The sequence below is a fragment of the Amycolatopsis thailandensis genome (genome assembly GCF_042723255.1).
GTDB lineage: Bacteria > Actinomycetota > Actinomycetes > Mycobacteriales > Pseudonocardiaceae > Amycolatopsis > Amycolatopsis thailandensis.
Window position 1 is genome coordinate 82,687 of record NZ_JBHXJK010000010.1, and the last position, 15,014, is coordinate 97,700.

The following is a 15,014-nucleotide window of genomic DNA, read 5'->3' on the forward strand; positions in this document are numbered from 1 at the left end:
AGAGTCCTTTGTGGACACCCCAGTTCAGGCTCTCAGGTCGTCTGCCCTGTCCGAAGGTCCCGGTCGAATCATCAAGAGCGGCATCGGCCTGCGTTCATGCGACTTTGCCGAGAGCCTGACCCCGAAGTCCGTGAAGGCCTCCTTGAGGGACCCAGGGTCCCTCAAGGAGGCCATCACGGCCATGTCACCCGGCAGGACACGTCGCCCCGGGGAAGGCGGCCTTCACGTACGTTGGGAACCGTGACAGAGCCACGGAAACCGATCGTCGAAATGCCGCTGCGCGTGCGCTACCACGAATGCGACGGGCAGGGCATCGTGTTCAACGCGAACTACCTCGCCTACGTCGACATGGCCATGTTCGAAATGGAGAGGGCCCTTTTCGGCTCCCACGACGAAGCACTCGCCCTCGGGGTCGACGCCGTCGTCGCCGAGTCGAACCTGCTCTACCGCGCGCCCTGCCGCTACGACGACGAACTGGTCGTGGCCGTCTTCCTGAACCACCTCGGCACGACGTCGCTGATCATCGACTTCGAGATCACCCGTGGCGGCGACCTGTGCGCGGAAGTGAAGACCCGCTACGTCTTCGTCGATCCGGCGACGCTCAGGAAGACGGCGCCACCCGCGTCGGTGCGCGAGGTGTACGCCGCCTTCCTGCCCGCTCAGGCGGACTGAACGCCGGGACGCCGGTCTTCGACGACGTAGCTGGCCCGCGTGCTGATCGGCGCGCCGGGGGTGTTCACGAACGGCACCACCCGGAAGTCGCTCCGCCACCGCTGCCGGTTGACGTTGACCCGGACGTACCCGCGCTGGTTGTTGAAGAACTTCATGTGCGGGTTGGCCTTCAGCAGGTTCTCCCCGGCGGGCGTCATGTCGGCGCCGTTGCCGCCGCTGGTGATCGACGTGCCGACGAACTCGCTCGCCACGGTGGGCGAACCCGGGTCGCCGAAGTTCTTCTTGAGATCCCAGGCGTAGTTCTGGTGCCGGTCGCCGGTGATGACCACCAGGTTCCGCACACCCCGGTCCTGCGCCGCGGCGAGCACGCGGTCGCGGTCGGCGACGTAGCCGTCCCACGGGTCGAGGTAGACGTTGGTCGCCTCGCCCGCGTCAGTGTCGGTCTGGCCCATCGGCGCCTGGTTGCCCAGGATCTGCCACCGCGCGTGGGACCGGGAGAAGCCGTCGAGCAGCCACCTGCGCTGTTCCGACCCGAGCAGCGTGCGGTCCTCGTCGAACCGCTCGGTGCAATTCGCCGACTGACCGTCGCCGCACGGCTGGTCGTCGCGATACTGGCGGGTGTCGAGCATGGTGAAGTCGGCCAGCGTGCCGTAGCTCAGGCGCCGGTGCAGACGCGCGTCCGGCCCCTTCGGCAGCTGCGCGATGCGGTACGGCAGGTGCTCGTACATCGCCTGGAAGGCCTGGGCGCGCCGCTGACGGAACACCACCGGGTCCTGGTCGGGCTCGTTGTCGGCCTGGGAGTGGTCGCCCGCCCAGTTGTTCTCCACCTCGTGGTCGTCGTTGACGTGGATCCACGGGAAGGCGGCGTGCGCGGCCATGAGCGGCGCTTCGGACTTGTAGAGCGCGTACTGGAGCCGGTAGCGGGCCAGGTCGAAGGTCTCGCCCTTGAACTGCGGGCCCACCGGCGTGCCGCGGCCCACCCCCGTGACCCCGCTTTCGTAGAGGTAGTCGCCCAGGTGCACGACCAGGTCGAGGTCCTCGGCCGCCATGTGGTCGTACGCGGTGAAGTGCCCCGCCTCCCAGTTCTGGCAGGACGCGAACGCGAAGTTCAGCTCACGCGGCGAAGACCACGCGACGGGCGCCGTTCGGGTGCGGCCGACCGGCGAGATCACCCCGCCGGCGCGGAAGCGGTAGAAGTACTCGTGGTCCGGCGCGAGCCCGTGGATTTCGGGGTGCACGGAGTGGCCGAGTTCGGGTGTGGCGACCACGGAGCCGCGGCGGATCACCGCGCGGAAGCGTTCGTCGAGCGAGACTTCGTACTCGACGCGGACCGGGGTCCGCGGCATCCCGCCGAAGCCGTCGGCCTCGTAGGGCTTCGGCGCGAGCCTGGTCCAGAGCACGACGCCGCCGGGCAGCGGGTCACCCGAAGCGACGCCGAGGGTGAACGGGTTTCCGGTGCCGTTGGCGAGCGGCAAAGCACCGGCGGCGTTCCAGGCACCGGTCCCCAGCAGGACGGCGGCCGCGCCGGCGGAGCCGTATCCGAGGAAGCGGCGCCGCGACAGGGGGTGAGGGAGCGAAGGCATGAAGCCCTCCTGTGGTGGGATGGTCACGGGCGGGCCTCATGCTTGTCCGGCTTGATGGCCACCCGGCCGCGCTCAGGCGAACCGTCCGTGAACGAAAGACGATCAACCCTCGTGTTCCGCATCCTGTTCTACCGCCCCGAAATCCCGCCCAACACGGGTAACGCGATCCGCTTGACCGCGAACACCGGCTGTGAGCTCCACCTGGTGGAACCGCTCGGTTTCACCCTGGAGGACAAGCAGCTGCGGCGCGCCGGGCTCGACTACCACGACCTCGCGCGCGTCCACGTCCACGCGGATCTCGACGCGGCGTGGGCGGCCCTGCTACCCGCCCGCGTCTTCGCGTTCAGCGCTTCGGCGACGCGGCTGCACACCGACGTCGCCTACGAACCGGGGGACGTGCTGATGTACGGCCCGGAGTCGGCTGGGTTGCCCCGTGAGATCCAGGAGTCGCCGCAGGTGACCGATCGGGTCCGGCTGCCGATGCTGCCGTCGAGCCGGTCGCTGAACCTCTCGAACACCGCGGCGATCAGCGTCTATGAAGCTTGGCGGCAGAACGGCTTCGCGACTCCGTGATCCTTTGTGGATAGACAATTCCTCTATCCACAAAGGACTTCTGAGACCGCTGACGAAGTGCGGGCGGACGAGTGTGCCCGCGTCCGATCAGCGGTTCCCGCCACGGCCCGGGTTTCGCCATACTCCGGTGATCGGCGCACTCGGGCGGCTCGGGAGGGGTTCACGTGGTGCGGGGAAAGTTCTTGTTGTGCAGATTCTTCTCGGTCCTCGCGCTCGGCGGCGCCCTCGTCGCGGGCGGCGCGCCGGAGGCGGCGGGTGCCTCGGTGCCGGTCGTCGATCTCGGCGCGTTCCCCGTCGACAGCGACAGCCGCGTCGCCGGGATCAACGACACCGGCACCATGGCCGGCGTCCACAGCACCGCCGCCGGCGGGTCGATCGCCACCCGCTGGAACGCCGACGGCGCGGTGGTCCCGCTCGCGGTGCCGAGCACATACCGCATGACGGAAGCGCGGGCGATCAACGCGAAGGGGTTCATCGCCGGTTCGGCCTACGACGACCTGTCCATCCGGCGGCCCGTGCTCTGGCGTCCGGACGGTTCGTTCACCGAGTTGAGCTCACCCGACCGCTACGGGCACTCCGAGGCCACCGCGGTCAACACCGCCGGAGCCGTGGCCGGCACGGTCACGATCGGCAGCCCGCCGGTCGAACGCGCGGCGCGATGGGACGCGAAAGGCGTCATGACGTTGCTTCCCCTGGCATCGGGCGACTCACGGTCGGCGGCCACGGCGATGAACGACGCGGGCGTGATCGTCGGGACTTCCGGGACCCAGGCCGTGCGCTGGAAGCCCGACGGCACCGTCGTCAAGCTGGCCCCGCTTCCCGGTGACGACCGCGGCTCGGCGGAAGGCATCAACAGCGCCGGCATCGTCGTCGGAAGCTCCGGTGCCCACCCCGTGCGCTGGGCCGCGAACGGCACCGCCACGCCCCTGCCCTACCTCCACCCCGAGCACCAAGGGGGCAGCGCCGAGGCGATCAACGACTCCGGCGTCGTCACCGGTCGTTCCAGCATCGGAAGCGGTCACCACACCGCCGTGGTGTGGGACGACCGAGGCACCGTCACCGGCCTCGGCACCCTGCCGGGACACGACCAGAGCGCGGGTGCGGCGATCAACGCCCGCGGCGTCGTGGCGGGCGAATCCGAACAGACCGCCACGCGTGGGCGGCACGCCGCGCGGTGGACGGCACCGGGCAAGGCCGTCGATCTGAGCCGGTCGTTCCCCGGGGGCGACCGCGCGGAGGCTTCCGCGATCAACGTCCACGGCCAGGCCATCGGCCAGTCCCTTCCCCCGGACGGCGGGATGCACGCCGTCACCTGGACACCGGGCGGAGTCCTCACCGACCTCTCCCCCGACTCGAACACCCCGGAGGCCAACGCCGTCAACGCCCACGGCGTCATCGTGGGTACCGACAACAGGAAACTGAACAAGGACCGCGCGATCCGCTGGGAACCGGACGGGACCATGTCGGCTCTCAAGGAACCCGAGTACTACACGTACCGCTCGCGCGCCTACGGGATCAACGACAGCGGGGTGATCGTCGGCAGCGCGAGTTCCCGGCGCGGCAGCCCGCACCCGACGCGGTGGGCCCCGGACGGAACGCCGAGTCTCCTGCCCGTCCTGCCCGGCCACGCCGGTGGCGCCGCGAAGGCGATCAACAACCGCGGGGTGATCATCGGAAGTTCCGGAATCCGCAACGAGACCAACGACCACGTGGTCCGCTGGGACCCGGACGGGACGGTGACCGAGCTGATGGGCTTGCCCGGCGAGAAGTACACCCACGCCGTCGCGCTCAACGATCGTGGCGACGTCGTCGGCTACTCCGGGGAATACCCCGTCCGGTGGAGTCCCGATGGCCGGATCACCAAGCTGCCCCTTCCCGAAGGCACCAGCCGCGGCCAGGCGAACGGGATCAGCGATACCGGGGTCGTGTCGGGCTGGTACGACTTCGGCGCGGCCGGAGATCCGGGGCAAGGGGTGCGCTGGGCCCCGGACGGGACGGTGACCGTGCTGCCGTCGCTGCCCGGCGGGCACGAGACCAAGGCCAACGGCATCAACGCCGTCGGTGACATCGTGGGCTCGTCCGACAACGGCGCGAGCCAGGTGCACGCGGTGCGCTGGCCCGCCACCTGGGACGCGGAGATCCGGCCGGTGGTCACCCGGTAGGCCGATCCCCGCGTCCGGTGTGGCTACGGCAGGCGCTGGCCCAGGAAGAGCGAAGCGGCGGCACCGATCATCAGCACCAGGGTCCCGATGATCACCCAGGGACGGCTCGCGTCGGCGTCCTTGAGCTCGTACCCGATCTGCTCGCCGAGGTCGTCGTACACGCGTTTCAGCTCGTCCGCGCTCGCCGCCTTGTAGAAGTCGCCCCCGGAAAGCCGGGCGATCTCCTCCAGCGATTCGTCGTCGACCTTCACGTCCTGGGGCTTGCCGTCGATGTCGACGGAGCCGTGCGTGGTCCCGAACGAGATCGACGAGATCGGCACCTGGGCCTGCTTCGCCGCCTGCGCGGCCGTGTAGCCGCCCCGGGGCGCGTACAGGTCGTCCGGGACGGTCTGCTTGCCGTCACTCATCAGCACGATCCGCGCGGGCGGCGGACCTTCCGCGCCACCGACGATCGCCGAGAAGCTCTCGATCGACTGCAACGCGGCGAAGATCCCTTCACCGGTGGCCGTCGACTGCGCCAGCTTCAGGTTGTCGATCGCCTTCACGACGCCGCCGCGATCGGTGGTCGGCGCGACCAGCACGGTCGCCGTCCCCGCGAACGAGATCAGCCCGAGGTTCACCCCAGGGGTCATGTTCTGCGCGAACGAGCGCGCCGACTCCTGAGCCGCCTTCAGCCGGGTCGGGGCGACGTCGGTCGCTTCCATCGACAGCGACGTGTCGATCACCAGCATCACGGTCGCCCGGTTGCGGGGCACCTTCTGCTCGGCCGTCGGCCCGGCGAGCGCGACGGTGAGCACCAGCAGCGAGAGCACGATCAGGATGGCGGGAACGTGCCGTACCCACCCCTGGCTCTTCGGCGCGACCTTCTCCAGCAGTTCCAGGTTGGCGAACCGCATGGTGCGCTTGCGCCGCGCGCGCTGGGAGAGCACGTAGCCCACGATCACCGCGGCGACCGCCAGCAGCAGCAGGAACCACCACGGCGAGGCGAATCCGGTCAGGCTCACGCGACACCACCGGACCAGCGGCGCTTGCGGGCCACCACGAACCGGACCATGTCCGCGATCCAGTCGGAATCGGTGCGCAGCACCAGATGCGCGGCGCCGGCACGGCGCAGCGCGGCCGCGACCTCCTGCCGGTGAGCGTGCGCCGCCGCGCCGAATTCCTTGCGCAGCAAGGCCGAAGCATGCACTTCGCGCTGTTTCCCTGTCTCCGGGTCGGCCAGCACGACGGTGCCCACGTCGGGCAGGTCGATGTCGCGCGGGTCGAGGACTTCGATGGCGATGAGGTCGTGGTGCCCGCCGAGCGCGCGCAACGGGCGCTGCCATTCGGTGTCACCGAGGAAATCGGAGATGACGACGGCGAGCCCGCGACGACGGGGCGGACGGCGCAGTTTCTCCAGTGCCGCGGCGAGATCCCCGCGGACGCCTTCCTCGGCGCGCGGGGTCTCGGCGAGCTTGCGGACCAGCCCCCGCGCGTGCGGGAGCCCGCCGCGCGCCGGGATCCGCGTGATGCTGCCCGCCCCGTTGGAGACGAGCGCGCCGATCCGGTTGCCACCGCCGCCGGTCAGATGCGCGACCGCGGCCGTCGCGCAGACGACCAGGTCGCGCTTCTCGCACAACGCCGTGCCGAAGTCGAGGCTCGCGGACACGTCCGCCACCAGCCACGTCTCCAGCTCGCGGTCGGCGACGGTCTCCCGGATGTGCGGGCTCGTCGTCCGCGCGGTGACCGCCCAGTCCATCCGGCGAACGTCGTCACCGGGCTGGTACGGCCGGGCCTCCCCCGGTTCCGAACCGGGCCCCGGCACCAGGCCGAGGTGATTGCCCTGGAGCAGACCGTCGAGACGGCGGCGCACGTCGAGTTCGAGGGTGCGCAGGCCCGCCTCCATCCGCTCCCCGCGGAGCACCGGCGGTGCCCAGGAAGGACGTTCGCCCTTCTCGTTCTTCACGCTCGCTTCCTTACCTGACCGGCGCGCCGGCCGGGACACCCTGCCCGGCGCCGCCCTGCGGACGGGCCGAGACCTGCGGCAACGGCACGGTCTGCAGCACCCGCGTGATGATGTGGTCGATGGGCACGCCGTCGGCCAGCGCGTCGTAGGACAGCACGAGCCGGTGGCGCAGCACGTCGGGGACGACGTCGACGACGTCCTGCGGCAGCACGTAGTCCCGGCCGCGGACCAGCGCCAGCGCGCGGGACGCGGCGATGATGCCGAGGCTGGCACGCGGCGAGGCGCCGTAGGACACCCAGCCGGCGACGTCGGCGAGGCCGTGGTCGTTCGGCGTACGGGTGGTGAGCACCAGGCGGACGACGTAGTCGACCAGCGCGTGGTGCACGAAGACCTGCGAGGCGACGTTCTGGAGCCGGACCAGCTCGGCGGGGCTCAGCACCTCTTGCGGGGTGGGCGGGGTGACGCCCATCCGGTAGATGATCTCCCGCTCTTCCTCGGCGGTCGGGTACTCGACGACGATCTTGAACAGGAAGCGGTCGCGCTGCGCCTCGGGCAGCGGGTACACGCCTTCGTTCTCGATCGGGTTCTGCGTGGCGAGCACGAGGAACGGGTCGGGCATCGGGAAGGTCTGGCCGCCGATCGACACGTGCCGCTCGGCCATCACCTCGAGCATCGCCGACTGCACCTTCGCCGGCGCGCGGTTGATCTCGTCGGCGAGCACGAAGTTCGCCACTACCGGGCCGAGTTCGACGTCGAACCGCTCGGCGCCCTGACGGTAGATCCGGGTGCCGAGGATGTCGGCGGGGACGAGGTCCGGGGTGAACTGCACGCGCGAGAACGAACCGCCGACCACCCGGGCGAAGGTCTCGACCGCGAGGGTCTTCGCGACGCCGGGAACACCTTCGAGGAGGAGGTGGCCCCTGGCCAGCAGGCCGACGAGCATCCGCTCGACCAGCCTGTCCTGGCCGACGATGATCCGCTTGACCTCGAACACGGTCCGCTCCAGCAACTGGGCGTCCCGCGCCGGCGTTCCGGGCTGCTGCTGCGCGCCGTCGGCGTAGCCGGGCTCGGTCACTCGTGCCTCCTGTGTTCCCCGCTTGCGTTGTTCCGTCCGGATGTGACCGTAGTGGTCGGTGGCACAGCCGTTCGTGAAGGTAGCCAACCCGATCAGCGGTATGACGGCTGTGAAGGGGCCTACGACCAGCGGTCCAGGTCCTCCGGCGTGTCGATGTCGTCGCTCTCGCCGGGCTCTTCGGGCACCTCGACGATCTCCAGCCCGCCCAGCGTCCGCCGCAACGACGCGTTCTCGACCGCCTCCGGCAAGGCCTCGCGCAGCGCTTCCACCCGCCAGGCACCGAGAAGCCATTGCCGCTCCCCCGAGCCGTCGACCAGCACCGCGCCGGACGCGGCGCCGAGCGAACCCACCAGGCGATCCACAGTGGACGACCGGACGCCGGCGAGATCACCGGCCAGCACGACGACGATCTCCGTCGGAACCAGCGCGAGTCCTGCCGCCAGCGCGGCCACCGGACCCGTCCCAGGCTCGGCCTCGCGAGTCCAGACGACGTCATCGAAGCCCGGCCGTACCGGGCCGACGACGATCACCGGATCCGCGTCCGCGAGCGCCGCCAGAGCGCGGGCCAGCAACGGTTTCCCGCCGACGGGGAGCGCGGGTTTGTCCACACCGGACAGACGGCGCGCGGCGCCGCCGGCCAGCACGATCCCCGCGTGGTCCACGACCTAGCCGATCATGCGGGCCGCGTACGGCATGATGCCGCCGTAGCGCACCGGCGCGACTCGGACCCGCAGGCCCGACTGCGGCGCCTCGACCATCTGCCCGTTCCCGAGGTACATCGCGACGTGGTGGATGCCCCGCGCGCTGCCGCCCCAGAAGAGCATGTCGCCGCGGCGCATCTGGGAGAGCGGCACCTTCCGGCCGGCGTTGTACTGGTAGCCGCTGTAGTGCGGGAGCGCCCGCACCCCGGCGAACGCGTAGATCATCAGGCCCGAGCAGTCGAAACCGATCTTGTTGTAGTCGCCGTAGCGGTCCGCGACTCCGCCGTCGCGGATACCGCGCGTCGGACCGGAGGTGTTGCCACCACCCCAGGCATACGGAAGACCCAATTGCGACAACGCCCGCTGGACGGCGGCTTCGACACTCGCCCCGGCGGGAGCCGACTGGACGGGCCTGCCGGAGGACGGACGGCCGCCGCCGCCCTGGCTGGGGCTGGGCCTCGACGCGGCGAGAGCGGCCTGGCGAGCGCGCTCCTCGTCCTCGCGGGCCTTCTGCGCCTTCCAGTCGTCGTAGCGCTGCCGCTGCCCTTGCAGGCCGCTGACCTTCTGCTGCGCTTCGAAGAGCTGCTTCTCGACGTTCGTCTTGTCGGCTTCGAGCTTGTCGTTCTGCGCGGCCTGGGTGTCCTGCGCGTGCTGCGCGGCGCTCTGCGCGTTGTCGGCCTCGTGCTTGGCCGCCTCGGCCGCGCGCTTGCGCTCCTGCGCGATCTCCTGCTTCTTGCGCGCCGTCGCGTCCTTGTTGGACTTTTCGGTCTGCGCGCGCTTCATCGTGTCGAGCGCGTTGAGCCTGCTGCCGCCGACCGCGTCGAGCATCTGGGCGCGGCCGAGAAGCTCTTTGGGGCTGTTGGCGGTGAGATACGCCGACACGGAGCCGATGGTGCTGCCCTGCTGGAAGCTGGCGGCGGCGAACTTGTCCAGATCGGCGCGGGCCTTGTCGATGGTCGCCTGCGCGGCGTCGGATTCGGTGCGCGCGGACTGCGCCTCGCGGTCGGCCTGGGCGGCTTCGTCCTGCGCGGTCTCCGCGTCGACCCTGGCCTTGTTGGCCTCTTCCATCTTCAGCTCGACGTCGTCGTTGAGCTGAGCGAGCTTCGATTCGGCCTGGGCCAGCTGATTCGTGAGCCTGCCGACGTCGCCCGCCTTGGCGTTGGCGTCGGCCTTGCTGGAGTTGATCTCGGAGTCGCTGGGGTTCGGCGGGGGCGGCGGTACCGCGATGGCGGTACCAGTCACCCCGAGCAACAGGGCGATCCCCAGGGCGCCGATGGTCGCGCCACGGCGGGCACCGGCTCCAGACCCGGTTTCACCACGCACGATCCACCCACCTCCTGATCTTGAAACAACGAGCTCACTGTGCCACTGCTGTCACAGCATTACCAGAAGCACCACCAGGAACTTACACACCGTAGGCACCATTTCCCCTCAACGGGGGACGAACAGACGAACGTTTCGTCACTCGAACGGACGCAGGTCGATGAGACCTTCCCTACCCGCGTGTCGGGTTGCCAGCCAAAAAGTACAGGCGTACTGTTTGAGGGGACGAACGAGGTGTGCCATCCCGGGTCCGGACTTACGGTGGGGGTGCGCAACACTCGCTCCGGGCCTGCCCGAACGGCCCGGAGAACCACACCGAACTGACCCGCCACTGGAGTAAGAAGTGACAGCACCTGCCAGCAAGGACAGCTTCGGCGCCAAAGACACGCTGAAGGTCGGCGACGCCTCCTACGAGGTGTTCCGCCTGGACAAGGTCGAGGGCTCCAAGCGCCTTCCCTACAGCCTGAAGATCCTGCTCGAGAACCTGCTGCGGACCGAGGACGGCGCGAACATCACCGCCGACCACATCCGCGCGCTCGGCAACTGGGACGCGAGCGCGGACCCGTCGATCGAGATCCAGTTCACGCCCGCCCGCGTGATCATGCAGGACTTCACCGGCGTGCCCTGCGTCGTCGACCTCGCCACCATGCGCGAGGCCGTCACCGACCTCGGCGGCGACCCGGACAAGGTCAACCCGCTGGCGCCCGCCGAGCTGGTCATCGACCACTCGGTCATCATCGACGTCTTCGGCCGCGCCGACGCCTTCGAGCGCAACGTCGAGATCGAATACGAGCGCAACCGCGAGCGCTACCAGTTCCTGCGCTGGGGCCAGGGCGCCTTCGACGAGTTCAAGGTCGTCCCGCCGGGCACCGGCATCGTGCACCAGGTCAACATCGAGCACCTCGCGCGCACGGTGATGTCCCGCAACGGCCAGGCGTACCCCGACTCCTGCGTCGGCACCGACTCGCACACCACCATGGTCAACGGCCTTGGCGTGCTGGGCTGGGGCGTCGGCGGCATCGAGGCCGAGGCGGCCATGCTGGGCCAGCCTGTCTCCATGCTCATCCCGCGCGTCGTGGGCTTCAAGCTCACCGGCGAGATCCCGACCGGCGTGACCGCCACCGACGTCGTGCTCACCATCACCGAGATGCTGCGCAAGCACGGTGTGGTCAGCAAGTTCGTCGAGTTCTACGGCGAGAGCGTCGGCGCGGTGCCGCTGGCCAACCGCGCCACCATCGGCAACATGAGCCCGGAATTCGGCTCCACCGCGGCGATCTTCCCGATCGACGAGGAGACCGTCCGGTACCTCAAGCTCACCGGCCGCTCCGAGGAGCAGGTCGCGCTCGTCGAGGCGTACGCCAAGGAGCAGGGCCTCTGGCACGACCCGTCGCACGAGCCGGAGTACTCCGAGTACATCGAGCTGGACCTCTCGACGGTCGTCCCGTCGATCGCCGGCCCGAAGCGCCCGCAGGACCGCATCGAGCTCAGCGACGCGAAGAACTCGTTCCGCAAGTCGATCCACGACTACGTCGGCGGCGAGCAGGCCCCGCACACCAACGTGGACGAGAGCGTCGAGGAGACCTTCCCGGCCAGCGACCCCGCCGCCCTCTCCTTCAAGGACGAGGACGCGGTCGAGGTCCAGTCGGCGGCGAACGGCCACAGCGGCCGCCCGACCAACCCGGTCAAGGTCAGCACGTCCGACCGCGGCGAGTTCATCCTCGACCACGGCGCCGTGGTGATCGCCTCGATCACCTCCTGCACCAACACCTCCAACCCGTCGGTCATGCTCGGCGCGGCGCTGCTCGCGCGGAACGCGGTCGACAAGGGTCTCGCGGTCAAGCCGTGGGTCAAGACCTCGATGGCCCCGGGTTCGCAGGTCGTCACGGACTACTACACCAAGGCCAACCTGTGGCCGTACCTGGAGAAGCTGGGCTACCACCTGGTCGGCTACGGCTGCACCACCTGCATCGGCAACTCGGGCCCGCTGTCGGACGAGATCTCCGCCGCGATCCAGGAGAACGACCTCACCGCGGTTTCGGTGCTCTCGGGCAACCGGAACTTCGAAGGCCGCATCAACCCCGACGTGAAGATGAACTACCTCGCGTCGCCGCCGCTGGTCATCGCCTACGCGCTCGCCGGCACGATGGACTTCGACTTCGAGAACCAGCCGCTCGGCCAGGACACCGACGGCAACGACGTCTTCCTGAAGGACATCTGGCCGTCGGCCAAGGAGATCCAGGAGACCATCGACTACGCGATCACGCAGGAGATGTTCACCAAGGACTACGCCGACGTCTTCGACGGTGGCGAGCGGTGGAAGTCGCTGCCGACCCCCGAGGGCAAGACCTTCGACTGGGACGCGGAGTCCACCTACGTCCGGAAGCCCCCGTACTTCGAGGGCATGAAGGCGGAGCCGTCGGCGGTCACCGACCTCTCCGGCGCGCGCGTGCTGGCGAAGCTGGGCGACTCGGTCACCACCGACCACATCTCCCCCGCCGGCGCGATCAAGCCGGGCACCCCGGCCGCGCAGTACCTGACCGAGCACGGCGTGGAGAAGAAGGACTTCAACTCCTACGGCTCGCGTCGCGGTAACCACGAGGTCATGATCCGCGGAACCTTCGCGAACATCCGGCTGCGCAACCAGCTGCTGGACGACGTGCAGGGCGGCTACACCCGCGACTTCACCCAGGACGACGCCCCGCAGTCGTTCATCTACGACGCGGCGCAGAACTACGCGGCGCAGGACATCCCGCTGGTCGTCCTGGGCGGCAAGGAGTACGGCTCCGGCTCGTCGCGTGACTGGGCGGCCAAGGGCACGCGCCTGCTGGGTGTGCGCGCGGTGATCACCGAGTCGTTCGAGCGCATCCACCGGTCGAACCTGATCGGCATGGGCGTCATCCCGCTGCAGTTCCCGGCGGGCGAGTCGGCCTCGTCGCTCGGCCTCGACGGCACCGAGACGTTCGACATCTCGGGCATCACGAAGCTGAACGACGGCGAGACCCCGCGTACGGTCCACGTCACCGCGACGAAGACCGACGGCACCAAGGTGGAGTTCGACGCGGACGTCCGCATCGACACCCCGGGTGAGGCGGACTACTACCGCAACGGCGGCATCCTGCAGTACGTCCTGCGGAAGATGACCCAGGCGTAAGCACCTCCCGAGTCGGCCCCTTTTCCCGCACTTTGGGGAAAGGGGCCGACGTCGTTTTTCGCTAGCGTGGATTCATGACCCACGGGCGGATTCAGGTCGAGAACGGCGAACTGGCGTACGAGATCCGGGGCGCGGGCGATCCCGTCGTCCTGCTGCACGGCGGCATGCTCGACTCCCGGATGTGGGACGCCGAGATGACGGCGCTCGAACGCCATCACACCGTCGTCCGATACGACGCGCGCGGGCACGGCGAGTCCTCCACGCCGACTCGGCGCTTCAAGCATTACGAGGACCTCCGCGAGCTGCTGACCGCGCTGGACCTCCCCTGTGCCTCGCTGGTCGGGCTGTCGGGCGGCGGCCGGATCGCGGTCGACTTCGCGCTGACCTATCCGGATCTGGTCGAGAACCTCGTCCTCGCGGCCACCGGTCTCAGCGCGATGGTGGCGAAGGATCCCTTTGTCCTGGAGCAGAACAAAAAACTCGAAGAAGCGAGCGCCAGAGGTGATGTCCCCGCCGCCATCGAATGCCTCCTGCGGATGTGGGTGGACGGCCCGCACCGTGCCCCGGAAGCCGTCGACCAGGACGTCCGGCGGCGGTGCCAGGAGATGTACGCGCACACGATCACCCGGCACCGCGGCAGCGGCTTCATGCTGATGGACGAGCTGCGGGCCATCGAACGCGTCGGAGAGCTGACACCGCGCACGTTGACCTTGGTCGGTGATCTGGATTCCTCGGACATCCTCGCCATCGCCGACCGGATCGAAACCGAGGCACACGACGCCCGGAAACTCGTCGTCCCCGGGGTCGCGCACATGATCAACCTGGAGAAGCCCCGCAAGTTTTCGCGGATATTGCTGGACTTCCTGGACTGTTAGGCCCGCTCGGGCTCTTCCTGCTCCGCGCACTCGTCCCGGTTCTCCGGACGGCGGTCGACGACGCGACCGAGCGGGCGCAACAGCACGTTGACCCCGACGATCACCCCGGTCCCGGCGAGCGCGACGACGTAAAGTCCCGCTCCCGCAAGGGATCCGACGGCCGCCGAGCACCACAGCGTGGCGGCGGTGTTGAGCCCGCGCACGTTCAGCCCGTCCCGCAGGATCACTCCGGCACCGAGGAAGCCGATCCCGGAGACGATCTGCGCGGCGACCCGCGTCGGATCCGCGTCACCGCTGGTGTTCAGCCCGCCGAAACCGTGGGCGGACAACAGGACGAAGAGGGTGGCGCCGACGGCGACGAGGGCGTTGGTGCGGAGTCCGGCCATCCGGGCGCGGTACTGGCGCTCGATGCCGATGACGGCGCCCAGGCCGACGCCGGTGCCGACCCTGAGCAGCATTTCGAAGGTGTTCATGATTCCGGCTCTTTTCTGGCGTGCGTACACAAGGCCAGACAGGGAAAGGAGACCGGAAAAGGTCAGCGCACCGCGCACACGGGTGAACGGCGACCGCGTCCGGTCGATCCAGAACTGTCTTCCGGCATGTGCCGCTCACCTCGCTTTCGTACTCGATCGGTGTTGATCAACCTTCGGGACTGTACCACCGGACGGCCGTCCGGCCACCCCTCTCGTGGACGGGCTCACAGAGACTCGTGACGCGTCGGTACTCGACCTCTCGCGCTTCTACCGGCTTCTGCGGCATCGGACCCTGCCAGCGCGCACTGGTGGCGTGGGCTCGACGGCGCTGTTCCCAATGTCGCATTCGAGACGATCAGCGACACAAATGCGACATTGGGAACAGGAACCCGCTCACGACCCCGTGCTGTCTGGCGCCCAGTGTTGGGGTGGGAGCATAAGCAAAGCGTTTTGGTTCTGATAACGGTTTGGGTACTCACGA

The 15,014-nt window shown here is 69.2% G+C and carries 12 protein-coding genes; 5 read left to right on the top strand and 7 right to left on the bottom strand.

Annotated elements, in window-relative coordinates:
- Window positions 1–240: 240 nt before the first annotated feature.
- On the top strand, window positions 241–672 hold the full coding sequence (locus ACFWMR_RS06315; RefSeq protein ID WP_378377439.1) for an acyl-CoA thioesterase: 432 nt from the start codon (window positions 241–243) through the stop codon (window positions 670–672).
- Here the strand turns inward: ACFWMR_RS06315 and ACFWMR_RS06320 are convergent.
- On the bottom strand, window positions 660–2,255 hold the full coding sequence (locus ACFWMR_RS06320; RefSeq protein WP_378377441.1) for an alkaline phosphatase D family protein: 1,596 nt from the start codon (window positions 2,253–2,255) through the stop codon (window positions 660–662). The two genes, ACFWMR_RS06315 and ACFWMR_RS06320, sit on opposite strands and share 13 nt — an antisense overlap.
- Before the next feature lie 111 nt (window positions 2,256–2,366).
- Between ACFWMR_RS06320 and ACFWMR_RS06325 the strand changes: the two genes are divergently transcribed.
- Both ACFWMR_RS06325 and ACFWMR_RS06330 read left to right on the top strand, forming a co-directional pair.
- Complete coding sequence (locus ACFWMR_RS06325; RefSeq protein ID WP_378377443.1) at window positions 2,367–2,828, top strand: tRNA (cytidine(34)-2'-O)-methyltransferase; 462 nt, start codon at window positions 2,367–2,369, stop codon at window positions 2,826–2,828.
- 167 nt (window positions 2,829–2,995) lie between these two features.
- Window positions 2,996–4,990 carry a hypothetical protein gene (locus ACFWMR_RS06330; RefSeq protein ID WP_378377445.1) on the top strand — a complete coding sequence of 665 codons (1,995 nt, stop codon included), beginning with the start codon at window positions 2,996–2,998 and terminating at the stop codon, window positions 4,988–4,990.
- 23 nt (window positions 4,991–5,013) lie between these two features.
- On the opposite strand, the gene ACFWMR_RS06335 is transcribed toward ACFWMR_RS06330, so the two are convergent.
- The 5 genes from ACFWMR_RS06335 to ACFWMR_RS06355 all read right to left on the bottom strand — a co-directional run bounded on the left by ACFWMR_RS06335 (window position 5,014) and on the right by ACFWMR_RS06355 (window position 10,034).
- Window positions 5,014–5,994, bottom strand: coding sequence for a VWA domain-containing protein (locus ACFWMR_RS06335; RefSeq protein ID WP_093939340.1), 981 nt, complete (start codon window positions 5,992–5,994; stop codon window positions 5,014–5,016).
- The gene (locus tag ACFWMR_RS06340) at window positions 5,991–6,875 is read right to left on the bottom strand and encodes a DUF58 domain-containing protein (RefSeq protein WP_221473007.1); all 885 of its coding nucleotides are present in this window, start codon (window positions 6,873–6,875) and stop codon (window positions 5,991–5,993) included. Before ACFWMR_RS06340 ends, ACFWMR_RS06335 begins: the two co-directional genes overlap by 4 nt.
- Before the next feature lie 70 nt (window positions 6,876–6,945).
- A complete protein-coding gene (locus ACFWMR_RS06345; protein ID WP_093939339.1) occupies window positions 6,946–8,010 on the bottom strand; it encodes an AAA family ATPase in 1,065 nt (354 codons plus the stop codon).
- Window positions 8,011–8,129: 119 nt separating this feature from the next.
- Window positions 8,130–8,672 (bottom strand): molybdenum cofactor guanylyltransferase, encoded by a 543-nt coding sequence (mobA, locus tag ACFWMR_RS06350; RefSeq protein ID WP_378377447.1) that lies wholly within the window; start codon window positions 8,670–8,672, stop codon window positions 8,130–8,132.
- A gap of 3 nt (window positions 8,673–8,675) precedes the next feature.
- Window positions 8,676–10,034 carry an NlpC/P60 family protein gene (locus tag ACFWMR_RS06355; RefSeq protein ID WP_378377449.1) on the bottom strand — a complete coding sequence of 453 codons (1,359 nt, stop codon included), beginning with the start codon at window positions 10,032–10,034 and terminating at the stop codon, window positions 8,676–8,678.
- A gap of 343 nt (window positions 10,035–10,377) precedes the next feature.
- Here ACFWMR_RS06355 and ACFWMR_RS06360 point away from each other — a divergent pair, with 343 nt between their 5' ends.
- Together ACFWMR_RS06360 and ACFWMR_RS06365 are read left to right on the top strand one after the other, a co-directional pair.
- On the top strand, window positions 10,378–13,185 hold the full coding sequence (locus tag ACFWMR_RS06360; protein ID WP_378377451.1) for an aconitate hydratase: 2,808 nt from the start codon (window positions 10,378–10,380) through the stop codon (window positions 13,183–13,185).
- Window positions 13,186–13,259: 74 nt separating this feature from the next.
- The gene (locus ACFWMR_RS06365) at window positions 13,260–14,060 is read left to right on the top strand and encodes an alpha/beta fold hydrolase (protein ID WP_378377453.1); all 801 of its coding nucleotides are present in this window, start codon (window positions 13,260–13,262) and stop codon (window positions 14,058–14,060) included.
- On the opposite strand, the gene ACFWMR_RS06370 is transcribed toward ACFWMR_RS06365, so the two are convergent.
- On the bottom strand, window positions 14,057–14,533 hold the full coding sequence (locus ACFWMR_RS06370; protein WP_449224316.1) for an MgtC/SapB family protein: 477 nt from the start codon (window positions 14,531–14,533) through the stop codon (window positions 14,057–14,059). The two genes, ACFWMR_RS06365 and ACFWMR_RS06370, sit on opposite strands and share 4 nt — an antisense overlap.
- Window positions 14,534–15,014 lie beyond the last annotated feature (481 nt).